Here is a 23,659-nt window from a genome sequence, read left to right on the forward strand (position 1 = left end):
CGATGCGCACCTATCCGTTCGTCACCGTCGACGTTTTCACCACCACCCGGTTCGGCGGCAATCCGCTGGCGGTCTTTCCCGATGCGAGGGGGATGAGCGATGCGGAGATGCAGTCGCTCGCCGCCGAGTTCAATTTGAGCGAGACGACCTTCGTGCTGCCGCCGGAGAATCCCGCCCATACGGCTCGCGTCCGCATCTTCACGCGCACGCGCGAGATGCCGTTCGCCGGCCATCCCAACGTCGGCACTGCCTATGTGCTGGCGCAGCAGGGCAGGGACCGGAACGGCAAACTCCTGTTCGAGGAACTGGCAGGCCTCGTCGAGATCGACGTCGAGCGTGACGAGGGCGGTGCGCCCGTAGGCGCGACGATCGCCGCACCCCAACCGCTCTCGCTGGGTCCGGAGTTGCCGGTTGGGATCATCGCCGCCTGCGCGTCGCTGACGCCGGCGGATATTCGCGTAGGCGCACACAAGCCGGTTGGGGCTTCGCTGGGCAATCCATTCGTCATTGCCGAAGTCGGGTTGTCTGCCCTCGAAAGGGCGACGCCGGACTTCCCGTCGTTTCGCGAGGCTCTGGAGCAGACGCCGGCCCTGAACGGCCGCCTTGGACTGTATCTCTACGCGCATGCCGCAAGTGGAACTGTTCAAGCTCGCATGTTCGCGCCCCTTGGCGGCACGATCGAGGACCCCGCGACCGGCAGCGCCGCGGGGCCCCTTGGCGCGCTCCTTCTTTCGCTCACCAGCGCCGCGGAATTGCGGCTCGACATCCATCAGGGCGTGGTCATGGGGCGGCCGAGCCTGCTGCGGGTCGCGGCGCGCCGCAGGGCCGACGGCATCCGCGCCACCATTGCCGGGCAGTGCGTACCGGTGCTGCGCGGCGAGGCTGTACTGTGAGCTAGTGGGGGCGGAAGGCGTGCCGCTTCAGGTCGGCGAGCGGTACGACGTGCAGCGTGACGGCATGGGTCGCTTCCAGCACGACCTGGGGCGCGACGTCCGCGTCGAGGGCCTCCTTCCATCGGCTGGCGCACAGGCACCAGCGGTCGCCGGGTTTCAGGCCGGGGAAGCCGTATTGCGGCATCGGCGTGCTGAGATCGTTGCCGCGGGACTTGGAGAACAACAGGAATTCGGCGGTCAGGACCACGCAAACCGTGTGCAGGCCGATATCCTCCGCGCCGGTGTTGCAGCAGCCGTCGCGATAGAAACCGGTGACCGGCCGGGTGGAGCAGGGCTCCAGCACGCCGCCCAGCACGTTTATGGAGGGGGCGCGGCGGTCGGGGCGGCCCTGCTCAGGCGTCTGATCGAACATGGTTCCAGCGTAGCATCTGGAATTTGAGCTTTCGAGGCGGCGGGGCCGCTGGTAGAAACCCTCGCGTCAAAGAGGTGTATCGGCGGGGCGTAGCGCAGTCTGGTAGCGCGTCTGCCTTGGGCGCAGAAGGTCGTCGGTTCGAATCCGGCCGCCCCGACCACGCCCGCAAACGGAGTTAGCGGAAGCCATGCAGGTTCGCATCTTCAAGCCGGCCAAGACGGCCATGCAGTCGGGAACGGGCAATACCCATGAGTGGGTGCTGGAGCCGGAGCCGTCGCGCAAGGAGATCGATCCGTTGATGGGCTGGACCAGCTCCCGCAACACGATGCAGCAGGTTCGCCTGTTCTTTCCGACCCTCGAGGAAGCCAAGGCCCATGCCGAGCGCAACGGCTGGCAGTATACGGTCGAGCAGCCGCACAGCCGGCCGGTGAGGGCCAAGGCCTATGCCGACAATTTCGCCTTCAACCGGGTCGGCCGCTGGACGCACTGAACGTCCAGGCCGGGCGTGTGATATTGAGACGGCAGGCGCCCGTAGCTCAGTGGATAGAGCAACCGCCTTCTAAGCGGTAGGCCGCTGGTTCGAATCCAGCCGGGCGCGCCAACTCTGCGGCCGGGCCGCACTTGCAATCGACTTGGGCTGGCCAATGGGGCCAAGGATCCCAGCGTGGTGCCTGCGCGATGGCGCGGCTGCCGTCGGCCTCGCACTCATCGCAGATGAAACGCATTTGCAAGGCTGCATCCTTCTATTGCATGCGAGTAATTATCAGTGCCACAATCTGTCCGTGATAATAACTCGCATTATCCTCAATTATGGGGAAGCGAGTGAACTTCCGGGGAGTAATCATGGCGAAGCGCGTACCGGTGAAGACGGCGTTGGTTGGTTTGCTCGTGGCGCCTGGCGCCATGGCCCAACAGGATCCCGCCCAGACGCCAGCACCCGCGTCCGACACGCCTTCGACAGAAAACCAGCCCGCGGCCCCGGCGGCCGCACCCGCGACCATGCAGACGGTGACGGTGACCGGCAGTCGCCCGAGCGAGGATTTCCAGGTGACGCGGGGCTCGATCAACCGCCTGGGTGCCGCCAACCTGATGGACGTGCCGCAGTCGGTGGTCGTCATCAACCGCGCCCTGATGCAGTCGCAGGGCGTGACCAGGCTGGAAGACGCCGTCCGCAACGCGCCGGGTGTCACCATCGGCTCGGCCGAAGGCGGCGCCATCGGTACCAACATCAACATCAACGGCTTCTCGGCCCGCACCGACATCTATCTCGACGGCATGCGCGACCGCGGCCAGTACTATCGCGACGTGTTCGCCCTGGAACAGGTCGAGGTGCTGATGGGACCGTCCTCGATGCTTTTCGGCCGCGGCTCGACCGGCGGCGTCATCAACCAGGTGACCAAGAAGCCGTTCCTGAAGCAGGCCACCGAACTCAGCGCCCAGGCGACAACCAACGGTCTCGTGCGCACCACAGCCGACGTCAACACGCCATTCCAGGACACCAACGCGGCCCGCGTGTCAGCCATGTTCCAGGCCGGCAAGGCGTCGACCGTCGACCAGACCAACATGCTCGACTTTGGGCTGGCGCCGACGGTGAAGCTCGGTATCGGCACGCCAACGGAGGTCACGCTCGGCGCCTACCTGATGCACCGGAAAGACCAGGTGAACTACGGCGTCCCCAACCTCAACGGCTATCCGCTGAATGCGCCACGCAACACGGCCTGGGGGTTCAACGATGACTATACGGAGCAAGACGTCGTCACCCTCCAGAGTCTGATCGAGCATAAGTTTGCGCCGAACCTCAACCTGCGCAATCAGACGGAGTTCGTGTGGGTGAACACCGCGGTGCGCGAAACCTCCGGCGGCTTCGTCGGCACGCTTGGATCCAATGGTGGCTTCGTGGCGGCGCCGCGCGGACCGAACAATATCCCCTACAGTGCGGCCCCACTGGGCAACCTGTGGATCCGCCAGCTCAGCCGTGACCGCAACATCAATGACATCACGGTGGAGAATCAGACTGAGGTGTTGGCCAAGTTCGACACCGGAAGCGTCGGCCATACGCTGCTGATGGGCATCGATCTGAACTACGAATCCTACACGAACAAGCAATCCAGCCGGACCGGCACATGCAACGGGATCGCCCTGCCGGCGGGATCCGTCGGCTGCACACCCGCAGGGTACACGGTCGGCGCCAACACACCCGGAAACGTTGCATCCGTGCCGGGCAACTACGCCTCCTCGCAGGCCTGGGGCGCCGGCTTCTACTTTAACGACACGGTCCAGCTCCTGCCGGAGGTGAAGCTCGTGGGCGGGCTGCGCTGGGACTATTACGCCGCGTCGATCGGCAATTCGATCAATAGTGCGAACACGGCCGGCAGCACCGCGGTCCCGTTCCAGTATCAGCCCGACAGCTTCCTCAGCGTTCGAGCCGGCATCATCTACGAGCCGACGCCGGCGCAATCCTACTACGTTTCGTACAGCACCTCGTTCAATCCGTCGCTCGAGCAGCTCACCTCGACGACCGGCGGGTCGTATCTGCCGCCCGAGAACAACAAGGGCGTGGAGGCGGGTGTGAAGTACGAGCTGCTGAATGCCAACCTGTCGCTCAACGCCGCCGTATTCTCGATCGTCAAGAACAACGCGCGCACGGCCAATCCCGACGGCACCTACTCGCCGACCGGCAACGTGCAGGTGACCGGCGGCCGTGTCGGCTTTTCCGGCCGCATCACGCCGGAATGGCAGGTCTTCGGCGGTTATGCCCACCTCAATGGCGTCATCCTGCAGGGGTTGAGCTATCAGAATGGCATCGGCAACACGACCGGCAAGGTGCCGCTCAACACGCCGACCGACTCGGCAAACCTCTGGACGACCTACACCTTCAAGGAAACCTGGGAGATCGGCGGCGGCTTCTTCTATGTCGGCCAGCGTTACGCCAACAACACCAACACGGTGGTCGTGCCGGCCTACACCCGATTCGATCTGACGGCGGCTTACAAGCAGCCGACCTACGACGTGCGCCTCAACGTCTACAACCTGTTCAACTCGATCTACTACGACGGCGTCATCGCCTCGGACGGCGGTCGTGCGGTCATGGGAGCGGGAACGACCGGCATGATTACGCTCAACTACCGCCTGTGATGACGGAAGCCGCCGCCCGTCATGCTGGTCTGTGTTCCCCAAGTCCTCGGCGCCGCGCAGCTCGTCAGCCTGCGCGAGCGTCTGGATCGTTCCAACGCCTGGGTCGACGGTCGCGTGACCGCCGGCTACCAGGGCGCGCCCGTGAAGTTCAACCAGCAGATAGACGAGCGGTCGGAGACGGCGATCGCCTGCCAGCGCATCGTGGGCGCGGCGCTGGAGGTCCATCCGATCTTCATCAGCGCCGTCCTCCCGAACGAGATCTATCCGCCCATGTTCAACCGCTACGGCGAGGGCATGCGGTTCGGCCCCCATGTCGACGGCAGCGTGCGCATCAACCCGCACAACGGACGCAAGCTGCGCACCGACGTATCGGCGACGCTGTTCCTCAGCAATCCCGAGGACTATGACGGTGGCGAGCTCTTGATCGAGGACACGTATGGCCAGCAAAGTGTCAAGCTGGCGGCCGGCGACATGGTCGTCTATCCGGCGACCAGCCTGCACTCCGTGGCGCCAATCACCCGGGGCGTGCGGCTGGCCTGCTTCTTCTGGACGCAGAGCCTGATCCGCGACGACACGCAGAGGTCCCTGCTGCACGACATGGACAATGCCATCCAGCGCCTGAACGAGACCAGTGCGGACGAGGGCGCGCGCCGATCGCTGATCGGCTGCTACCACAACCTCGTGCGCCAATGGAGCGAGACCTGATGAGCGTCGCCACGGCCGCGGCCGCGAAGGCGGGCAGGGTGAATCGCCGTCTGACTTTCGTGCGCTGGGTGCGCAAGGCTCATGGGTGGTTCGGCCTTTGGGGTGCGCTGCTGGGTCTCCTGTTCGGGTTCAGCGGCGTCTGGTTGAACCATCGTAATACGATGAAGCTGTCCTTGCCCGACCAGAAGCAGATCAACGCGCAGCTCCAACTGCCCGACCCGCGGCCGCAGACCATCGAGGCGATGGGCGCGTGGCTGCAGCAGTCGCTGAAGCTCGACCGCGGCCCGAACAACGCGCGGGTCGAGCGCGCACGGCCCGTTCCGTGGGTCGAGCGGAGCGGGGACGACAATGCCCGCCCTCTGCAACAACCAGAGCGCTGGCTGTTGAACTTCGGCGGCCCCAATCACCTGGTGCAGGCGGAGTACTGGGTCGGCAACCGGTCGCTGTCCGTGCGCACGACTCAGAATGGATTCGTGGCGACGCTGACGAACCTTCACAAGGGCACGGCGATGCCCGTGCCGTGGATTCTGTTGATCGATACGCTGGCGGGCAGCATGATCTTGCTGTCGATCAGCGGCGTCATCCTGTGGTGGGAAACGCATCGCAAGCGCGCGGTCGGCATTACGATTTTCGCCGTCTCCGTGGCCGCCACGGTGGCATTCGTCGTCAGTCCGCTCCAGCTGTAGGGGCGATGCAGTGGTAGACCCCGTGTCCTCCAGTCCGCCCCTCGTGGAAGCCGGCCCGCCGGGACCCTCGCGCGAGCCGTTGTCGACCGTGGCGCGGCGCGGAATCCTGGTGCTCGTGATCTTCTTCCATGTCGGCGGAGGCTGGGCGCTGACTCAGGTCGAGCCGGTGAAGCTGGTGGTGGGCGACATCGCGCCGATGGAGGTGCGGATGGTGCCGGCCGAGGAGCCGGCCCAGGTCGAGATCGAGGATTCCGAACCGCCGCCGCCGGTCGACCTGAAGCCTCCGCCTCCCGACCTGGCGACCATCGTGGATCCGCCGCCGCCCGACCTGCCGCCGCCGGAATTCCCGTTGGCCAAGGTGGACCTGCCGCCGCCCGACGAACCGCCGCCGCCGGAAATCCCCCCGCCGGAGAAAAAAGTCGAACCCAAGCCGAAGCCCCCGGAGCCCAAGCCGGTGCAGCGCAAGCCACAGCCGGCGCGCCCCGCGGCCCCGGTCGAGCCGGGCCCACAGCAGGCTGCGCCCGCAGCCCCAGCCGCGCCGCGGACGGTGCAGGCCTCGCAGCTGGGCTGGCTGGTGCAGCCCAACCCGGCCTATCCGGCCCGCTCGCGTCGCGCGGGCGAGCAGGGCACGGCGACGGTCCGCGTACTGGTCGACGTGACCGGCCGGCCGGCCCAGGTCTCGCTGGCTGCTTCTTCGGGTCACACCGATCTCGACCAGGCGGCGCTGAGCGCCGTGCGCGCGTCGCAGTTCCGACCGTATGTCGAGCGTGGGATGGCGCAGGCGGTCTGGGTCCACGTTCCGATCAAATTCGTATTGCAGTAGGAGAGCATCTCATGGGCGACGCATCGGCCCTGGGCTTCGGCCATTTTCTTGCGCAGGCGGACATCGTCGCCAAGATCCTGTTGGGGGTGCTGGCATTGATGTCGGCGATCTCCTGGTACCTGATCATCTACAAGGGGATCGGGCAGATCGTTCGCCAGGAGCGCAGCCGCCGTTTCCTCAACTTCTTCTGGAGCGCGACCTCGCTCGAGCAGGTGCAGAACGAGCTCAACATCCACGGAGTGAATGAGCCGTTCGGCCATCTCACGGCGCATTCGCTGCATGCCCAGGCCCACCACGCCAAGTTCGGCGCGGCCAAGCTGGAGGAGGCGGGCAGCGAGACCGAGTTCCTGACCCGTACCATCAAGAAGGTGCTCGACGAGGAGACCACTTCGCTGGAGAACGGCCTCACGATGCTCGCCACGATCGGCGCTACGGCGCCGTTCGTCGGATTGTTCGGCACGGTGTGGGGCGTCTATCACGCCCTTGTCGCCATCGGCATGTCGGGCTCGGGAATGCTCGACAAGGTGGCGGGCCCGGTGGGCGAGGCGCTGATCATGACCGGCATCGGCCTTGCCGTCGCCCTGCCGGCGGTCATGGGCTATAATTGGTTAACCCGATCCAATCGCGTGCTGACGGCCAAGCTCGACGCCTTTGCCTTCGAACTGCTGACCTTCCTGTCGATGGGCCGCGCGCTGCAGGCCGGCCGCAAGCCGGGCAGCGTGCCGCTCGCGGCCGTGAACTGAGGGAGGCGGGCAATGGCATTCGGGAGCTTCGAACGCAAGACCTCGTCCCAGCCGATGGCCGAGATAAACATGGTACCACTGATCGACGTGGTGCTGGTGCTGCTGGTTATCTTCATCGTGACGGCGCCGCTGCTCACCAACGTGGTCAAGCTCGACCTGCCCAAGGCGACGGCCAACGCGGACCTGCAGAAACCCGAGAAGATCGAGTTCGCGATCGACGCCCAGGGCGCCCTGCACTGGGGCGGCGAACGGCTGACCCGCGAGGAGGCACAGGAGAAGTTCGCCGAGGCCGGCCGCAAGCGGCCGCAGCCCGAGGTCTATCTTCGCGCCGACGCCACCGTGCCCTACCGCTACGTCATGGAGACGCTCGCGGATGCCTCCAAGGGTGGTCTCTCCAAGGTCGCCTTCGTCAGCGAACCGGCGCGCTGACTCGCTAGCTCCGAGACCCGGCGAAGCTCACCGTGGCGACGCCGGCACCGACAAGCAGGCCGCCGCCCACCTTGTTGACCACGCCGATGGCACGCGGGTTCGATGCCAGCCGGCGGGCGCGCGAGGCGACCAGCGCGTAGCCGAAGGCGTTTGCGAAGGCGAGGACCAGGAAGGTCGTCTCGAAGACCAGCATCTGGGTCAGGAAGTCCGCCTTGGGATCGAGGAAGGCGGGGAGGAATGCCACGAAGAAGGTGATGCTCTTCGGATTGAGGGCCGTCACCAGCCAGGCATGGCCCAGCATCTTTGCGGCGGAAACGGCGTCGGTCCGCGGCGCGGCGTCGAGCGCACCGCCGGCGCGCCACAGCTTGATGCCGAGATAGATCAGATAGGCGGCGCCAACCCACTTCAGGATCGTGAACAGCGTGGCCGAGGCCGCGAGCAGGGCGCCCAGGCCCAGCATCGACAGGGTCATGGCGGTGAAGTCGCCGAGTGCCACACCGATCGCCATGGGCAGCGCAGTCCGCCAGCCCTGGCCCAGCGCATAGGAGACGACCAGAAGGACGGTGGGGCCGGGGATCACCAGAAGGACGCTCGACGCGGCGGCAAAGGCAGCCCAAGTCTCGAATGTCATGAAAGCTCCATCGAATATCGGGGGATCAAGCCACGCCCGAACCGGGGCGTCAGCCGGAATTTGGCCTCTTTCCATCGTAAAGATCTGGCGCTATCTGATCTTGCCGGAGGCTGGATGACGCGAACCAAGACGCGAGGCTATCACCATGGCGACCTGCGCGAGGCGCTGGTGGCGTCGGGGCGCAAGCTCCTGGAGGAGAAGGGCATCCGTGGCTTCACCCTTCGTGAATGCGCGCGTCGTGCCGAGGTCTCGCATGCGGCGCCCGCCCACCATTTCGCGTCGATGGACGATCTGCTCGCCGAGCTGGTGCGCCGCGGCTTCGCCGAGCTGACGGCTGCCATGACGGCCGAGGTGCAGCGTGTCGAGGACGAGCCGGCGGCGCGTCTGGTCGGTCTCGGCGTGGGCTACATGGCCTTTGCGGCGGCCAATCCGACGCTGTTTCAGCTCATGTTCAGCCGCGAGGCCAACCGCATCGAGCTGAAGGAAGGCGACGAGGGGGCCGAGGGTGTCCGTCGTCTGCAGGCCGCGGTCGTCGACGAGGTGCTGGCGCACGCCTCGGGCGAGGTGCGTCAGCGCGCTGCCGACTTCGCCTGGGCCGCCATGCACGGCTTCATCACGCTGGTGCTCGAGGGCGAGATCGGCGGTCGCGATTCGTCCCGGGCGCTGAAGACCCGCGGGCTGGCCGCTCTCGCGGCCATGGCCGAGACGGTGGTACGGCTGGCCCGGTCCTGAAGCTGGCAGCGCCTCAGAGAGGGATGCGGAACAGCAGCGCTTCGCTGCCGCCATGTGCCGCGACCTTTGCGAAGCGTTCGACGAGAACGCCACCATTGGCCGTGATGACCTTCTGCGAGGGCAGATTGTCGGGTTCGGTCGTCAGGTCGACATGCGGCAGCCCGTGCCGTGCGACCTCCTTCAGGAGCATCCCGAGCGCCAGGGTCGCGTAGCCGCGCCGGCGCTTCCATGGCGCAACGGCATAGCCGATATGGCCGAGAACATAAGCCGGAAGGGCCGCCGTTCCAGGCTGCCAGCGAAAGCCGATCGAGCCGCAGAACTCGCCGTCCCACATCCAACGTCGGTAGCCGGGCATCCTCGGAACCATCGTGCCGTCGGGCAGGGTGATGGGGCCGGCCTTGGCTTCGGGATCGTCCAGCGAGGCCACGAAGGCAGCCGGATCCGCTTCGATGCGGGCCAGTTCCTCAAGCGGCGCCTCGTCGACCCGCACATTGTCGGGCGACCACCCGCGGCGCAGCGCATCGGCATAGCCGTCGAGATGGGCGAGATCGGGCACGATGAGCTGCAACGGACTTTCCTTTTGACCGGCCGGGTGCTGTAGCATGCCGGGCCATGAGTTCCAGCCCCATCCTCGTCCTCGATATCGATGGCGTCGTCTCGCTCGCCCAGCCGGGCTCGCCCAATCCCTGGTACGCGACCCTGAAGGAGGACTGGGGCCTCAGCCATGACGAGGAACTGGCGCCCGAGTTCTTCCTCAAGCTAGAGTTCATGGAGGTGCTGCGCGGCCGGCTCGACCTCTACGTGGCGCTGCATGAGTATTTCGAGACCAAGGGCCTGGCCGACCGGCTCGAAGAATTCGTTTCCTATTGGTTCGAGAAGGACTCCGACATCGACCGCGGTGTCCTCGCCCAGGCCGACGCATGGCGCCAGCGCACCGGCGGCCGTGTCTTCGCGGCGACCAACCAGGAGCATCACCGCATCGCCTACCTGCGCGACCATCTCGGCCTCGGCGCGCATTTCGACGAGATCGTCTATTCGGCGGCGCTGGGCGTCTGCAAGCCCGAGCGTGTGTTCTACACCAACGCCCAGGCCCGCATGGGCGTCACGGTCGCTCAGTCGATCCTGTTCGTCGACGACAAGACCAGCAACGTCGACGGTGCCCGCGTGGCCGGCTGGCGCGCCGTGCTCTATCGTGGACCGGAGAGCCTCGAACGGGCGTTGGCGGACTGGGGTTAGGCGTCGCCGCAGCAGCGGGAGACGAGGAGCGTGCAGGCCAGCAGGTCGGCGCAGCCGCCGGCCGACAGGTTGCGCGCGATGAAGGCGCGGTGCAGCGCTTCTGCTTTCTCGAACCAGTCGGGCTGATGGCAGCCGCCGTCGGCGAGGAAGTTCGCCGCCGACTGGCGGACGAACGATCCTCCCTCCAGGCCACCGCGATAGAGCACCGTCGTGTCGTCGATCGACGACATCAGGGCAAACAGCGTCTGGATGCCGGCGGTCCTGGCGTCGAGAGCGGCCTGTCGCGCCGCGCGGAAGGCCGGGAGGCCGATCTCGAAGATGCTGGGAAAGGCGAGGGCGGCTTCGCGGCGCGCGCCATCCCGTCCGGTGCGGCGGCGCACCTCGGCGCCATGGCTGGTCTCGCCGTCGCGGTCGGCATGGGCTTCCAGGGAGGCGCCCCAGGTGTCCCTCAACGAGGCGCGGATTGCTGCCGGGGACAGTTCCGCGGAGAGCGCCTGCGTGCGGGCAATGGCGGCGACCACAAGACCGACCGAAAAGATCGCGCCGCGATGTGTATTGACGCCGCCGGTAACCGCCAGCATTCCGCGCTCGGCCTCGATTCCGATGGGCATCAGGGCGTGCTCGAACGATCCGCCGGCGCGGCCGGCCGCGGCGAGGGCCGTGAATGGCTGCAGCAGCGAATCGGCTGAGCGGCACATCAGGGCGAAATCCATGTCGGCATGGGCGCCGGAATCGATCGGGCTGACGAGCCCGGGCTTGGGATAGGCCAGCAGTTCGTCGCGCATCGCCCTCACGCCGGCGAGGGCCAGCGCGTGATCCTTCGGGTTCATCGCGTCAGGTGCGCACGCGGCACGAGCTTCAGAGTGTCGACGGACTTCAGCAGGACCTCGTCCTTGTCCTGGAGGAGTTCCCGCCATTGCACCTCGCCGAGCCCGGGAAAGGACAGTTCCCCATCGATGCGAAAGGCGAGTGTCTGGGCCTCGCGCGCAAGGAAGGCGGCCACACGGCCCGCCGCCACCAGGCCGGCGACGTCGATCACCACGTCCAGATCGGAGGCTTCGTGCACATGGCGCTCGCCGGTCAGGGCCTGCCACATCCAGCTTCCATAGACGCGGATGTCGAGGCCGGCATCGGCCGCGGCGGAGATCAGGTGCGTGAAGGAGGTGGCGTGCGCCGCCGCCGCGGGGCAGCGGGCGATCTGTTCGAGAGCGGGAGGACGTGCTTCGCGGACGACGTGCCGCGGATCGGTCCGGGCCGCGACACGGCGCGGTCGCAGCTCGGGATGGGCCGGCTCGGTGGTGCAAAAGCCCAGGCCGATATCGTTGCCGTCGTCCCGGCGGCGCGTCACGACGAACGGGCGACCGGCCGCGTGCCAGGCGGCCGCCCGGGCACGATCGTCGGTGGTCTCCACTTCGGGAGCCTGCGACAGCCAGACCAGCGTATGCCGCCGGAGACCGGTCATCGCGCGGATTCGACGAGGACCTTCTTGCGAATATCGAGGGCAAGCTTGCGGCCGCCGCGCTTCCGGCCCAGTTCGGCGCGATTGTCCTCGGTCGACGAGGCCGCTATCGCGGCGGCGAGCTTGGCCTGGACGTCGTCACTGGCCGACCAGACTTCCTCCACGCCGCCCAGCAGCGCGAAGGGCGCGGCGCCGAACTCGAGCGACGGCATGGTCTTCGACAGTTTCTCGAGCACCGGAGCGGGAATCTTGGTGACGGCCGACATTGCCGCGATCGGCATCAGCCCGACGCTGGCCTGGTCGAGTGCGTAGATGCGGTCGGCGAACATGCCGTAGCACAAGAATGCCCCGCCGACGGCCTGGCCGGTGGCGACGGTGATCAGCTTGTGGCCCTTGCGGCGTGCCAGTTCGAGGCACGATAGGAGATGGCCGAAGTAGCTGGCGAGACCCAGCATCTCGGCCACGCGGTTGGGCTCCTGGCCGGCGCTGTCGACCAGCATGACGATCGGCGTCTTGGGTTCGCGCTCGATACACTCGATGACGTGCGCTGCGAGGCGGAGTGCTGCCGCATTGTCGATGTAGGTGCCATCGCAGGTGCCGATGACGCAGACCTTTGCGTCGCCGACCGTGGCGTAACCCGTCAGCACGGACTTCTCGATGGCGATGTCCCTGGCGGACGCGCCGAACAGGCGCGCCAGGACGGCGCGGGCGGACGGCTTTTTTGATGTCGGCTTCTTCATGATCTACTTCCCACGCTTGGCGAGGGCGGCAAATTCCGGCCCGGAGGCCAGCGACGCGGCTTCGATGTCGCGCACGCCCATGCCCTGCCAGACGGCGTCGGGATCAGCCGTCGTGCCGAACTTCTTCAGCCGCTTCTCCAGTTCCTTCTGGCGTGCCTTGACGGCTGCAAGGCTGACGGCGCTCGACTTGCCGAGGAACCGCGAAATGCCATCACGCACCGCGTCGGCCGTGTCATGTACCAGCGCGTCGGCATCGCCCAGCAGGTACTTGGTCTTGCCGCCGCTCGTCTTCCACACCAGGGCTCGGTTTGCCGAATCGTAGGCTTTCTTGCCCATCCACTTCTCGATGACGATCGGGCCGGAGATGCCGAGGCGCCCATGCTCGGTCATGACGCGGAAGTCGCAGCAGGTCGACAGGATGCCGATGCCGCCATAGGCGCCAATGTCGGTGGCGATGACGGCGATGGTCGGGACCTTCAGGGCGCGGCATTCGAAGATCGCGCGCATCGTCTCGGCGATCGCGATCTCACCAGAGGAGCCTTCGTGCAGGCGCACGCCGCCACTCTCGACGATCAGCACACAGGGCACCTTGTCGCGCGCCGCGGCCTTGAAGAGACCGGTGAGCTTGGCGCCGTGGATCTCGCCGACGGCGCCGCCGACGAACTGGCCGACCTGGGCCGCGAGATAAACCTTCTTGCCGCCGATCCGGGCGTGGCCAATCACCAGGCCGTCGTCGAACGACACCGGAATCCCGAGCTGAGCCAGATAGGGGCTGGTGAGGCGCTCGGGGGGCGGCAGCAGCTCCGTGAAGGAGCCGGCATCGGCGAGCGCGGCGATGCGCTGGCGCGCGGTCAGTTCGTGAAAGAGAGGTGCGCCGGTCATTTGTCGCCCTTGGTGAGATGATCGTAGGCTTGGCGCAGGCGCAGATTGACGAGAACGGGCGGGGCGCCCTGGTCGTTGATCGTGACCTTCGTTCCGCCGGCCGGATAGTGGTGGGCGAAATCGGCCAGGGCCGCGAGCCACGAGGCCTTGTAGCCGGGGATCGACGTCTCGACGTGGCATTCCATCGCGTCGGCGGGCTTGCCGCCGCGCTCCATCAGCACTTCCAGATTGCCCGAGCCGACGACGCCGGCGAGTGCCCACGGCTTGGCCGTTTTCGACGGCAGCGGCCTGGACGGGAATGACTTGGCGAACTTTTCCATGATGATCGGTCCTACCAGTCGACGAACTGCGGGGGCGGGTCGTACAGCCCGTTGGACCATCGTACGAGGCCCTTGATGTCCTGCGTGGCCAGAAGACTGCGGCTCGCCTCGGAGGGGCGGACGCCGACATCCTCGGGCAACTGCACGATCCCGCGGGCCCGCAGGTCCTCGGTCTCGCGTTTCTTGCGCTTGAGACCGACCGGCGTATAGCCCGCGACGGCACGGATGGCGGCCTGGCGTTCGGCGACCGAACGGCAGGCCGCCAGGTTGGCGATGCCTTCCTCGGTGACGATGTGGGTGACGTCGTCGCCATAGATCATTACCGGGGTGACGCCGTGGAGCGCCTTGCGGATGCCGGGGTCCGTGGCGTCCAGTTCCTCGACGAAGGTCGGCACGCGGCCGGCCTGGAAGGTCTCGACCATCTGGACGACCAGCTTGCGGCCGGGCGGCGAGCCGGGGCCAGGAATGGCCTCCGCGCCGGCCTTGAGCCAGGCCTTGGTCGGATGGCGGCGGCCGGTCGGTTGGCAGCCCATGTTGGGCGCGCCGCCGAAGCCCGTAATGCGATTCTTCGATACCGTCGAGGAATTGCCGTTGATGTCGATCTGCAGCGAGGCGCCGATGAACATGTCGATGGCGTAGTGACCGGCCAGCTGGCCCATCGCGCGGTTGGAGTGGAAGCTGCCGTCGCGTCCAGTGAAGAACACGTCCGAACGGGCCGCCGTGTAGCGCTCCATGCCGACCTCGCCGCCGACCGCGAAGACGCTCTCGACCCAGCCCGATTCGATCGCCGGGATCATGGTCGGCAGCGGATTGACCATCCAGTACTTGCAGATCTTGCCCTTGAGGCCGAGCCGTTCGCCATAGGTCGGCAGCAGCAGCTCGATGGCGGCGGTGTTGAAGCCGACGCCGTGGTTCAGTGACTGGACCTCGTACTTCTCGTAGATGCCGCGCAGGGCCACCATCGCCATCAGGACCTGCACGTCGGTGATGGCGGCCGGGTCGCGCGTGAACAGTGCCTGCAGGTGCATCGGGTAGGGCGCCTGGACAACCAAGTCGACCTGGTCAGCCGGAATGTCGATGCGCGGCAGCTTGTCGACGATCTCGTTGACCTGCGCGAACACGATGCCGTCGGAGAATGCGGTCGGCTCAACGATGGCCGGCGTCTCCTCGGTATTGGCGGCGAGGAAGAGGTTGCCCTTGCGATCGGCCTTGGCGGCGGCGATGAGGGCCACGCGCGGCGTGAGGTCGATGTAGTAGCGCGCGTACAGCTCGTTGTAGGTATGGATCGCGCCGACCGGGAACTTCTTCGCCTTGACGAGATCGGCGACGGCGGTGCCCTGCGGACCGGCGTAGCAGAAGTCGACCTGCTTGATCATGCCCTTCTTGAAGAGCTCGATATGGGCCGGCAGCGTTATGCAGGACATCACCAGGTGGATGTCACGCAGGTCCTTTTTGCCGAGCGTCGCAAGCTGATTAGCGAGAAAGTCCGCCTGCTTCTGGTTGTCGCCTTCGAGGCACAGGATGTCGCCGGGCTCGATGATGCGGCGCAGGACTTCCGGCACCTTGTCCGGGGCCACGAACTTGCCGCGGGCCAGCTTGCCGACCCGAGCGATGCGCTCGGTCTTGTTCTGGCGGCGCTTCGCCGTTTTTGCAGTGATCATGATGTCTATTTCGTATATCCGTCGTTGCCGGTCAATGTGCTAGAGCGAACCATGCTGATGTTTGAAATACCCTTCGGGACGACCGACTGGGAAAGCGTAGAGCGCACGGAGCATCCGGGCGAAACCGGCAAGGCGTTCTGGCGCACCCGGACCTTCAACAACATCCGGGTGCGGATCGTGGAGTACACGCCGGGCTACCTTGCGGATCACTGGTGCCAGAAGGGCCATATTCTGCTGGTGCTCGAGGGTGAGCTCTCGACCGAACTGGCGGACGGCCGCACCGTCACAACGAAGCAGGGCCAGAGCTACCAGGTCGCCGACAACACGCTCGGCCACCGCTCGCGAACGGAAACGGGCGCCAAACTCTTCATAGTGGACTGACATGACGAACATGATCGGCTTCATCGGCGTCGGCACCATGGGCGAGCCCATGTGCCGCAATCTCGCGCGCAAGAGCGGCATGACCGTCCTCGCCGCCGATCGCGACAAGGCGCCTCTGGACAGGCTGGCGGCCGACGGCGTGAAGACCGCCTCGGTCGACGAGATCGCTGCGAGCTGCCGCACGATCTTCCTCTCCCTGCCGAGCGGCAGGGAAGTCGAGGAGGTTTGCCTGGGCGACGGCGGCCTGGTCTCGAAGGCAAAGCTCGGCTGGACCGTGGTCGACCTCAGCACCGCGCCGCCCATCCTGGCGCGACGCCTCTACGAAGAGTTCCAGGGCAAGGCTTCGGCCTTCGCCGACGCGCCCGTCGCACGCACGCGACAGGCCGCGATCGACGGCACGCTCTCCATCATGGTGGGCGCGACCGTGCCGACCTTCGAGCGTATCGAGCCGCTGCTGCGTCACATGGCGAGCGAGGTCACCCATTGCGGCGATGTCGGCGCGGGCCAGACGGTCAAGATCCTGAACAACATGATTCTGTTCCAGACCGTGGTGGCGCTGGCCGAGGGCCTCTCGATCGCCCGCGCGAACGGAGTCGATGGCAAGGTCCTGTTCGAGACGCTGACGAAGGGTTCGGCGGATTCGTTCGCGCTGCGCAATCACGGCATGAAGGCCTTGCTGACGGGAGTGTTCCCGGAGCGCGCCTTCTCGACCAAGTACGCCCTGAAGGACCTGGGCTACGCCATCGACATGGCGGAGCAGGCAAAGATTCCGGCCCTGGGCGCCGACGTGGCGCGCGAGGTCATGGAGCGGGCCGTCGAGCTGGGGCACGGCGAGGAATACTGGCCGGTCCTGCTCAAGGCCATCGAGGACGCGACCGGTAAGCGGTAGCGCGACGCGACCCAGCCGTCAGAGGCGGAAGCGGAAACTGGCGCGCGTGCCTTCCACGCCGCTGTCGTACTCGACCTTGGACTGGAGGTTGGCCGCCATTGCGGTGATGACACGCGTGCCCAGCCCGGTGCCCTGCGTGGATCCGGTACCTTTCCAGCCGACACCATCGTCCTCGACGGCGATCGAGATGGTATCGTCGCCGATCTTCTGGAGGATCACCCGGATCTCGCCGCGCATGCCGGCGGGGTAGGCGTACTTGTAGGCGTTGGTGAGCAGCTCGGTGACGATCACGCCGATCGACACCGCCTTGTCGGTGGGCACGCGGACGTCGGCGTCGGCGTGGAGCGCCACCACGTTCTTCTTGTCGGCAGCATCGATGGCTGCGCTCAACTCGTCGATCAGGCTCATCAGGTAGGAGCCCAGTTCGACGATGCGGACATCAGAGGACGTGTAGAGCCGGCGGTGGATGCCGGCGACGGCCATGATGCGCGCCTGCATTTCCTGCAGGGCGTGCCGGGCCGCCTCGTCCTGCACCGCATTGGCCTGCAGGCGGGCTAGGGAGGCCACCAGAGCGAGCGAGTTGGCAACCCGGTGATTGACTTCGTGCAGCAGGAGTTCGGCACGGTCGCGTTCCTCGCGGATGGTGCGCTGCGCTTCCTCGGCTTCGGCCTTCATCCGCTGCTGCTGCAGGGCGGAGCGTATGGCAGCGCCCAGAAGCTCGCGGAAATGCCCCTGGACATCCTTCCACACATAGTCCGCCGCACCGGCCTTGAGCGCGGCCACGGCGACGCGCGCATCCTCGGAGCCGGTCACGTAGACGACCGGCACATCGACCGTGACACGCTGGATCTTCGACAGGACGTCGAGGCCGGTCTCGTTGGTCAGGTTATGGTCGAGGGCGATCGCATGGAATCTCTCCTTTTCGAGAAGCTCCAGCCCTTCGTCGCCGGAACCGACATGACGGACGGAGATGCCGTGCGGCGCGAGCGCGCGTTCGACCAGCCGGCCGATACCGGCATCATCGTCGATGTAGAGGATCCGGACCTGCTCCATCTCACTCGGTGGCCGGGACCTGCATGACCGACAGGAAGAGGCCAAGCTGCTGGATGGCGTTCGCGAAGCTTTCGTAGTTGACCGGCTTGGTGATGTAGACGTTGGCGCCGAGGTCGTAGCAGCGCTTGATCTCACGCTGGTCGTCCGTCGTCGTCAGCACGATCACCGGCGACCGCTTCAGGTGGGCGTTCGACTTGACCTTGGCCAGGATGTCCACGCCGGTCATGTCGGGCAGGTTGAGGTCGAGCAGGATCAGGAGCGATCGTGCGCCGTTCTCTACGCCGGTTCCGTCCGCGCCGAGCAGATAGGCGAGGGCCGATGTCCCGTCCTTGAAGGCGAAGATCTCGTTGTTGACACCGGCGCGACGGATGTTGCGCTCGATCAGCCTCGCATGGCCTTCGTCGTCCTCCACCATGACGATGGAAACGGGCTTGGCGTTCATTCGCAGTCTCTACCTGTTTTCGATGAGTTTGAGCCTTCGCGGCAAATCTATCCGAAACGTCGTACCGCGACCAACTTCGGACTGCACGGTAATATCGCCGCCCAGCCGGCGTACCAGCGCGCGCACATGGGCCAGGCCGATGCCTTCACCGGGCCGGTCTTGAGTACCCGCCCGCCGGAACAGCTCGAAGATGCGCTCATGGTCCTGCTCGGCGATGCCGCGTCCATTGTCCGTGATGTCTATGTGCACGCGCCGCGCCGTTTCGCCGGTGGTGATCACGATACGCCCCGGCCGGTCACGCGCCAGATACTTCACCGCATTGTCCACGACGTTGCCGATGATCTGCTCCATGGCCAGGCGGTCGCTCACCAGGGCGGGGGCCGACGAGGGTACCGCGATATCGGCGCCTACCTCGTCTGTTTGATGGCGAACGCTCGCGGCGGCGTTCTTGAACAGGCTCACGAGATCGACCGGTTCGGGGCGCAATTCCCGCCGGCCCTCGCGCGAAAGCTTGAGGATCGCATTGATCAGCCCGTCCATCTTACCGGTCGACGCGCGGATGAAACGCAGCGCCTCGGGAATGTCCTCTTCGGTCGCCTGCCGGGCCTTGTCGGCCAAGGTGGCATCGCCTGCGACGTAGGGGCCGACCGTCTTCATGGCGGCTTCCAGCTCGCTGGTGAAGCCCATGATGTTCACCAGCGGCGAACGCAGGTCGTGGCTGACGATGTAGGCGAATCGCTGGATCTCGTCATTGGCGCGGGTCAGCGCTTCGGTGCGCTCGGCCACGCGTTCCTCCAGTCCGGCATTCAATGCCTGAAGCTCGATCCTCGCCGCCAGCAGCTGCCGCGTGTACTGGATGACCGTCCAGGAGGCGCCGGCCGCAAACAGGACGATCAGGAGACTGCCAGCCGCGGTCACCCAGGTAAGGATCTCCGCACCGTCGTTGACGGCCTCGAGACGGCTGGCGACGCGCCTTTCCGCATCCGAGATGAGCTTGGCGAGCTGGATCCGCGCCTTTTCCATCAGCAGGCGCCCGCGATCCGACAATACGGTCTGGATCGCGGCATCCCGCTGCCCGGCCTTGGCCTGTTCGATGGTCTCTGTCAGCTCCGCCATCTTGGCATCGAGGACAACGGCCAGTTCATTCACCGCCGCCGCTTGAGCGGGGTCGCTGGCGACAAGTTCGCGCAGGGTGGCGAGGTCTTTGCGCAGCCGCGGCTGCGCGCGCTCGAACGGGCCGAGGTAGCGCGCCTCGCCCGTCAGCAGGTAGCCGCGCTGACCGGTTTCGGCGTCAATTGTCGCCGCGAGCAGATTGGTCGTGAGAGCGCGTATATCCCGCTCCACCTCGGCTTCTTCGGCATGCTGGGCGGTGCGGACGGACAGCCAGGCCGAAACGGCGACGATGGCCAGGAGAGCAAGCACACCGGCGGCGAGAAAGGCGATCGTGCGCCGTGCAAACGATGAACCGAACAGAGGCATGGGGGCTGAGCGACTCGCAGATGCTGCTTTGCGGATACCTGCGGGCCGTCAGGTATCGCCAAGGATAATACGGAAAGGCACTTGCGCGTCCATGTGCAACGTTCAGCGCTGGTCGATCTCGCCATCGCTCATCAGGCCTGCACCGAGCGCGGCCTGCGTTGCCGTGTCGAGATCGAATACCCGCTGGGTGGCGAAACCGGGAAAACGATCGGTCGGGCGGGCCCTGGCGAGTCCGACGAGGGCATCGGCGTCGGCTTGTGTTTCGAAACCACAAAGTATTTCCGGGTATCCCGCCGTCCGCGAAACGGTGAGGGCGAAGCCGCCGTTCGACGAAGCCATACGGCCGATGGCGCGGTGGAGGAGATCGCGAAGCCCGCGAAGTCGCCGGCTTCCGATTTCGTCGGCGCCCACGTCGACCGCCACTGCGACGACGAGATGACCGTGCGGGGAATTCTTGAGGAAGGCCGGCCAGGACATGCTGCGCATGGCGGCACAACGCAGACGATCAGCAATCGCTGCCTCACAGGCACGTGTGGAAGCGCGAAGGATGATAGGCTAGGCCGGTCGGATCGTTACTTGTCGGGGAGAATTGGAATGGCGCGTATTGCGGTTGGTGGTTTTCAGCACGAGACGAACACGTTCGCGCCGCAGCAGGCGACCTGGGAGGAGTTCGTGCGCGCTGATGCCTGGCCGCCGCTGTTGCGCGGCTCCGAGATGATCGCCGGCGTCGAAGGATTCAACATCCCGATCGCGGGCGCGGTGAAGAAGCTGGCTGAGCTCGGCCACGAGATCGTGCCGCTGGCCTGGGCGGCCGCCGCGCCGGCCTCCTATGTGACCGAGGACGCCTACGAGAAGATGTGGGCGCTGTTCGAGGAGGACCTGGAGAAGCACGGACCGTTCGACGCGATCTATCTCGACCTGCACGGCGCAATGGTCGCCGAGCACACGGAGGATGGCGAAGGCGAGCTGCTGCGCCGCATCCGCGCCAACGTGGGTGACGAGCTGCCGATCGTGGCCAGCCTCGACTATCACGCCAACCTGACGCCCGAAATGGCCAGGCTTGCGACGGCGCTGGTTGGCTACCGTACCTATCCGCACATCGATATGGCGGTGACCGGCAGCCGCGCGATCGAGCTGCTGGACAAGCTGCTGCGCGAGAAGCGGCCGGTCTACCGGGCCTACCGCCAGCTCGACTTCCTGATCCCGCTGGTCTGGCAGTGCACGTTCATCGAGCCAGCCAAAGGCATCTTCGATCTGGTGGGCGAACTCGAGGCCGGCGAGAAGAGCCACAACCAGGGCATCGTCAGCGTCACCCATACGCCGGGCTTCCCGCCGGCCGACATCGCCCAGTGCGGCCCGGCGCTCGTGGTCTATGGCCACGACAGGGAAGCCGTTGAGGCCGCGGCCGACAAGCTCGCCGCCACGGTGAAGGCCCAGGAGAAGGCGTTCGATGGCGAGCTGCTCGATCCGGACCAGGCCGCGCTGCGGGCCATCGAACTCTCGAAGAATGCCACGAAGCCTATCGTACTGGCCGACGTACAGGACAATCCCGGCGCCGGCGGCACGTCCGATACAATCGGCCTGCTGGCGGCCCTGATGCGCCACAAGGCAAGAGGCGCAGTGATCGGCATGATCGTCGACGAAGGCGCGGCGAAGGCTGCCGTCGAGACGGGCGAGGGCAATGTCATGCGCCGCGGCATCGGCGCAGTCGTGGGCTATGGCGGCGAGAAACCGGTCGAGGCCGACTGGCGCGTGGTCAGGCTGAGCGACGGCGTCTTTACCGGCACCGGCCCGTTCTACGGTGGCGCAAAGTTCCAGATCGGGCCTATGGCTCTGCTGACCGACGAGGCCTCGGGCGTGTCGGCGGTCGTCGCCTGCAAGCGGGTCCAAGCGGCCGATCAGGAGATGTTCCGCGCCGTCGGCGTCGAGCCGTCGAAGGTGCCGATCCTTGGGCTGAAATCGACGGTCCATTTCCGCGCCGACTTCCAGCCGATCGCCGAGACGATCCTGGTCGTGCGGTCAACCGGGGCGCACATCACCGATCCGGTCGACATGCCCTACAAGCACCTGCGCAAGGGCATCCGCCTGAAGCCGATGGGACCGGTGCACGGCGGCTGAGGGCGCGCTCCGGCTATTGCTGGGGGACGACCTTCACCAAGTGATTGGGCTTCCAGCCCGGGACCACTTCCATGCGCCTTTGCCACCAGCGCGGCAATCCCGCGGGGTTGGTCTTGCGCTGGAGATAGAAACCCTGCAGCGGGCCGACGAATTCCCAGATGCGGCGTAATTCCTTGACCGGCGCATCGTGGACGTCGACGCGTAGATCCACAAGCGGCACGGGCTCGGAACCGTGGACGAGAAGCGCGGCCGACGTCAGTCCTTCCGGCTGCCCGTTCGAGCGCGCGCCGGCCTCGAGGGCACGCACCAGTCGCTCGGCGAGCGAAAGTTCACCGCCCTGGGTGGCGCTGAACTCTTTCCACGTGTCGTCAAGGCAGGTCTCGGTGAGGACGTTGCCGGCGACGGCGAAGCCTTCGCCGAGCCGGTGGCCGCAATGCGCCGGGGCGTTCGCTCCGGTGAAGCCCGCAACGCCGCCGAACATGTCTACCAGCGTCACCTGGCGGCTTTGCCAGTAGGGATCCTTGGTGGCGAGTTCCGCCAGCGCGCCTTCGGCCGACGCCCCCGCTGCAAGCAACTGGCCGGCCAGGGCCCGGTGAACAGGAGAGGCAACCACCTGGTAGGCCACGGCGGCACGCCCGCCGACGACCAGTGGCACGGCACTTCCGACCATGGGCGAATAGGTGGCGACGGCCACGCCGTACTGGCCGGTACGCGGGCAGCAGGCAACGATGGAGTAGGTCATGTCTTCTTCCTTTCCGGAACGTCAGGGATTCAGGGCGGCCTTCGCGCGCTCCCAGTCGCGGTGGAAGGTGGCGCGCAGCGATTCGGCGTCGGGTGGGCCGAGCAACAGGCCCATGGCCTCGATGCGACGGCGTACCTCCGGCTCGCTGAGGATTGCCGATACTTCCGCGTTGAGGCGGGCGATCACGTCGGGCGGCGTCGCGGCCGGGGCGAAGAGCGCGTTGATGGCCAGCGCGTCGATGGGCACGCCCGATTCCAGCAGGGTGGGCACATCGGGAAAGTCCGGTACGCGATGCGCCATCGTCGTCGCGAGGACGCGGAGCTTGCCGTCGCGCACCAGCGGCATCTGCACGGCCGCCGAGCCGACGTTGACCTGGATGACGCCGGCGAGCAGATCGAGGTTGAGCGGCGGCAAGCCCCGATAGATGAGATGCTCCATCTTGCTGCCGGCGGCTTTCTCGAGGGCGCGACAGGCCTGATGATCGCCGCCGCCTTCGCCCAGGATACCGCAGTTCAGCTTGCCGGGATTCGCACGCAAGTAGGCCAGGAATTCCGGCATGTCGTTCGCCGGCACGGAGGGATGGACCACAAGCACGCTCGGCAGGCCCGCCACGAAGGCCACGGCGGCGAGATCCTTCGTCGGATCGAAGCGCAGGTCCTTCATGTTGGCGGCCACCGGCAGGATGGCGCTGCTGTTCATCAGAAGGGTACGGCCGTCGGGCTTGGCGCCGGCGACGAGCTGGGCGGCGATGACACCGCCGGCGCCGGCTCGATTGTCGGCGATGACGGATACGCCGAGGCGCGCCGAGAGTCGTTCTGCCATGATCCGGGCGAGAGTGTCCGTGATGCCGCCCGCTGCGTAGGGGACCACGATGGTGATGGGGCCACCGGGCCAACCCGATTGAGCCGATGACGGCGCGGCAAACATCAGAGCCAGCAGGAAGACACAGAGGCGGCCGATGCCGTTCATGGGACAGCTCCCGGGTGTGGAGCCTCCTCAATACAGGGCGCGGCGTCTCAGGACGTTGGCAAAGGGGATAAGGCAGGCTGCGCAGGATTCGCAGGCTGG

The 23,659-nt window shown here is 66.4% G+C and carries 28 protein-coding genes and 2 tRNA genes; 15 read left to right on the forward strand and 15 right to left on the reverse strand.

Translation table 11 applies throughout. The features are described from left to right. The first annotated feature begins 2 nt into the window (after positions 1-2). Positions 3-893 (forward strand): PhzF family phenazine biosynthesis protein, encoded by an 891-nt coding sequence (locus tag Q0Q48_RS14935; RefSeq protein WP_295139100.1) that lies wholly within the window; start codon positions 3-5, stop codon positions 891-893. A 1-nt stretch (position 894) separates the two neighbouring features. On the opposite strand, the gene Q0Q48_RS14940 is transcribed toward Q0Q48_RS14935, so the two are convergent. After that, positions 895-1,305 carry a DUF2237 domain-containing protein gene (locus Q0Q48_RS14940; RefSeq protein ID WP_295139103.1) on the reverse strand — a complete coding sequence of 137 codons (411 nt, stop codon included), beginning with the start codon at positions 1,303-1,305 and terminating at the stop codon, positions 895-897. 83 nt (positions 1,306-1,388) lie between these two features. Between Q0Q48_RS14940 and Q0Q48_RS14945 the strand changes: the two genes are divergently transcribed. The 9 genes from Q0Q48_RS14945 (at position 1,389) to Q0Q48_RS14985 (ending at position 7,826) form a co-directional block, all read left to right on the forward strand. Continuing rightward, positions 1,389-1,465: transfer RNA gene (locus Q0Q48_RS14945), tRNA-Pro, on the forward strand. 27 nt (positions 1,466-1,492) lie between these two features. Then, complete coding sequence (locus tag Q0Q48_RS14950) at positions 1,493-1,795, forward strand: ETC complex I subunit (RefSeq protein WP_295139105.1); 303 nt, start codon at positions 1,493-1,495, stop codon at positions 1,793-1,795. Positions 1,796-1,830: 35 nt separating this feature from the next. Next, a tRNA-Arg gene (locus Q0Q48_RS14955) sits at positions 1,831-1,906 on the forward strand. 242 nt (positions 1,907-2,148) lie between these two features. Then, positions 2,149-4,440: a TonB-dependent receptor gene (locus tag Q0Q48_RS14960; protein ID WP_295139107.1), complete on the forward strand. Its 2,292-nt coding sequence runs from the start codon at positions 2,149-2,151 to the stop codon at positions 4,438-4,440. 21 nt (positions 4,441-4,461) lie between these two features. Beyond that, a complete protein-coding gene (locus Q0Q48_RS14965) occupies positions 4,462-5,145 on the forward strand; it encodes a Fe2+-dependent dioxygenase (RefSeq protein WP_295139110.1) in 684 nt (227 codons plus the stop codon). Further along, positions 5,145-5,831, forward strand: coding sequence for a PepSY-associated TM helix domain-containing protein (locus Q0Q48_RS14970; protein WP_295139112.1), 687 nt, complete (start codon positions 5,145-5,147; stop codon positions 5,829-5,831). Before Q0Q48_RS14965 ends, Q0Q48_RS14970 begins: the two co-directional genes overlap by 1 nt. 22 nt (positions 5,832-5,853) lie before the next feature. After that, positions 5,854-6,654 (forward strand): energy transducer TonB, encoded by an 801-nt coding sequence (locus Q0Q48_RS14975; protein ID WP_295139114.1) that lies wholly within the window; start codon positions 5,854-5,856, stop codon positions 6,652-6,654. A gap of 11 nt (positions 6,655-6,665) precedes the next feature. Next, entirely contained in the window at positions 6,666-7,397 is a 732-nt protein-coding gene (locus Q0Q48_RS14980) for a MotA/TolQ/ExbB proton channel family protein (protein WP_295139116.1), read from the forward strand. 12 nt (positions 7,398-7,409) lie between these two features. Beyond that, positions 7,410-7,826 carry a biopolymer transporter ExbD gene (locus tag Q0Q48_RS14985; RefSeq protein ID WP_295139120.1) on the forward strand — a complete coding sequence of 139 codons (417 nt, stop codon included), beginning with the start codon at positions 7,410-7,412 and terminating at the stop codon, positions 7,824-7,826. Between the two features lie 4 nt (positions 7,827-7,830). On the opposite strand, the gene Q0Q48_RS14990 is transcribed toward Q0Q48_RS14985, so the two are convergent. Continuing rightward, entirely contained in the window at positions 7,831-8,457 is a 627-nt protein-coding gene (locus tag Q0Q48_RS14990) for a LysE family translocator (protein ID WP_295139123.1), read from the reverse strand. A 114-nt stretch (positions 8,458-8,571) separates the two neighbouring features. Between Q0Q48_RS14990 and Q0Q48_RS14995 the strand changes: the two genes are divergently transcribed. Further along, positions 8,572-9,189 carry a TetR/AcrR family transcriptional regulator gene (locus Q0Q48_RS14995; RefSeq protein WP_295139125.1) on the forward strand — a complete coding sequence of 206 codons (618 nt, stop codon included), beginning with the start codon at positions 8,572-8,574 and terminating at the stop codon, positions 9,187-9,189. 13 nt (positions 9,190-9,202) lie between these two features. Here the strand turns inward: Q0Q48_RS14995 and Q0Q48_RS15000 are convergent, their stop codons facing one another. Further along, the gene (locus tag Q0Q48_RS15000; RefSeq protein ID WP_295139128.1) at positions 9,203-9,757 is read right to left on the reverse strand and encodes a GNAT family N-acetyltransferase; all 555 of its coding nucleotides are present in this window, start codon (positions 9,755-9,757) and stop codon (positions 9,203-9,205) included. Between the two features lie 44 nt (positions 9,758-9,801). Here Q0Q48_RS15000 and Q0Q48_RS15005 point away from each other — a divergent pair, with 44 nt between their 5' ends. Next, on the forward strand, positions 9,802-10,425 hold the full coding sequence (locus tag Q0Q48_RS15005; protein ID WP_295139132.1) for an HAD-IA family hydrolase: 624 nt from the start codon (positions 9,802-9,804) through the stop codon (positions 10,423-10,425). On the opposite strand, the gene mdcB is transcribed toward Q0Q48_RS15005, so the two are convergent. From mdcB to mdcA, 6 genes are read right to left on the reverse strand one after another with little or no spacing between them, the layout of a single operon-like run. After that, positions 10,422-11,255, reverse strand: coding sequence for a triphosphoribosyl-dephospho-CoA synthase MdcB (gene mdcB, locus Q0Q48_RS15010; RefSeq protein WP_295139135.1), 834 nt, complete (start codon positions 11,253-11,255; stop codon positions 10,422-10,424). The two genes, Q0Q48_RS15005 and mdcB, sit on opposite strands and share 4 nt — an antisense overlap. After that, positions 11,252-11,887 carry a malonate decarboxylase holo-[acyl-carrier-protein] synthase gene (gene mdcG, locus Q0Q48_RS15015; protein ID WP_295139137.1) on the reverse strand — a complete coding sequence of 212 codons (636 nt, stop codon included), beginning with the start codon at positions 11,885-11,887 and terminating at the stop codon, positions 11,252-11,254. Before mdcG ends, mdcB begins: the two co-directional genes overlap by 4 nt. After that, entirely contained in the window at positions 11,884-12,624 is a 741-nt protein-coding gene (locus Q0Q48_RS15020) for a biotin-independent malonate decarboxylase subunit gamma (protein WP_295139140.1), read from the reverse strand. Before Q0Q48_RS15020 ends, mdcG begins: the two co-directional genes overlap by 4 nt. A gap of 3 nt (positions 12,625-12,627) precedes the next feature. Further along, positions 12,628-13,506, reverse strand: coding sequence for a biotin-independent malonate decarboxylase subunit beta (locus Q0Q48_RS15025; protein WP_295139143.1), 879 nt, complete (start codon positions 13,504-13,506; stop codon positions 12,628-12,630). After that, positions 13,503-13,826 carry a malonate decarboxylase acyl carrier protein gene (gene mdcC, locus Q0Q48_RS15030; protein WP_295139145.1) on the reverse strand — a complete coding sequence of 108 codons (324 nt, stop codon included), beginning with the start codon at positions 13,824-13,826 and terminating at the stop codon, positions 13,503-13,505. Before mdcC ends, Q0Q48_RS15025 begins: the two co-directional genes overlap by 4 nt. A gap of 11 nt (positions 13,827-13,837) precedes the next feature. Further along, positions 13,838-15,487 carry a malonate decarboxylase subunit alpha gene (gene mdcA / locus Q0Q48_RS15035; RefSeq protein WP_295139147.1) on the reverse strand — a complete coding sequence of 550 codons (1,650 nt, stop codon included), beginning with the start codon at positions 15,485-15,487 and terminating at the stop codon, positions 13,838-13,840. 51 nt (positions 15,488-15,538) lie between these two features. Here mdcA and Q0Q48_RS15040 point away from each other — a divergent pair, with 51 nt between their 5' ends. After that, positions 15,539-15,868 (forward strand): DHCW motif cupin fold protein, encoded by a 330-nt coding sequence (locus Q0Q48_RS15040; protein ID WP_295139149.1) that lies wholly within the window; start codon positions 15,539-15,541, stop codon positions 15,866-15,868. Position 15,869: 1 nt separating this feature from the next. Further along, positions 15,870-16,757: an NAD(P)-dependent oxidoreductase gene (locus tag Q0Q48_RS15045; protein WP_295139151.1), complete on the forward strand. Its 888-nt coding sequence runs from the start codon at positions 15,870-15,872 to the stop codon at positions 16,755-16,757. 18 nt (positions 16,758-16,775) lie between these two features. Here Q0Q48_RS15045 and Q0Q48_RS15050 read toward each other — a convergent pair whose 3' ends face one another. From Q0Q48_RS15050 to Q0Q48_RS15065, 4 genes are all read right to left on the reverse strand, one after another. Next, a complete protein-coding gene (locus tag Q0Q48_RS15050) occupies positions 16,776-17,810 on the reverse strand; it encodes a histidine kinase dimerization/phosphoacceptor domain -containing protein (RefSeq protein ID WP_295139154.1) in 1,035 nt (344 codons plus the stop codon). 1 nt (position 17,811) lies between these two features. Further along, complete coding sequence (locus Q0Q48_RS15055; protein WP_295139156.1) at positions 17,812-18,252, reverse strand: response regulator; 441 nt, start codon at positions 18,250-18,252, stop codon at positions 17,812-17,814. 9 nt (positions 18,253-18,261) lie between these two features. Further along, entirely contained in the window at positions 18,262-19,731 is a 1,470-nt protein-coding gene (locus Q0Q48_RS15060) for a CHASE3 domain-containing protein (RefSeq protein ID WP_295139159.1), read from the reverse strand. A 102-nt stretch (positions 19,732-19,833) separates the two neighbouring features. Then, complete coding sequence (locus Q0Q48_RS15065) at positions 19,834-20,154, reverse strand: hypothetical protein (RefSeq protein WP_295139162.1); 321 nt, start codon at positions 20,152-20,154, stop codon at positions 19,834-19,836. Between the two features lie 171 nt (positions 20,155-20,325). Between Q0Q48_RS15065 and Q0Q48_RS15070 the strand changes: the two genes are divergently transcribed. Continuing rightward, a complete protein-coding gene (locus Q0Q48_RS15070; protein WP_295139165.1) occupies positions 20,326-21,849 on the forward strand; it encodes a M81 family metallopeptidase in 1,524 nt (507 codons plus the stop codon). Between the two features lie 13 nt (positions 21,850-21,862). On the opposite strand, the gene Q0Q48_RS15075 is transcribed toward Q0Q48_RS15070, so the two are convergent. Both Q0Q48_RS15075 and Q0Q48_RS15080 read right to left on the reverse strand, forming a co-directional pair. Continuing rightward, positions 21,863-22,591 (reverse strand): DUF1028 domain-containing protein, encoded by a 729-nt coding sequence (locus Q0Q48_RS15075; RefSeq protein WP_295139168.1) that lies wholly within the window; start codon positions 22,589-22,591, stop codon positions 21,863-21,865. A gap of 21 nt (positions 22,592-22,612) precedes the next feature. Continuing rightward, positions 22,613-23,560 carry a tripartite tricarboxylate transporter substrate binding protein gene (locus Q0Q48_RS15080; protein WP_295139170.1) on the reverse strand — a complete coding sequence of 316 codons (948 nt, stop codon included), beginning with the start codon at positions 23,558-23,560 and terminating at the stop codon, positions 22,613-22,615. Positions 23,561-23,659: the final 99 nt, after the last annotated feature.

This window comes from uncultured Reyranella sp. (genome assembly GCF_945957355.1).
GTDB lineage: Bacteria > Pseudomonadota > Alphaproteobacteria > Reyranellales > Reyranellaceae > Reyranella.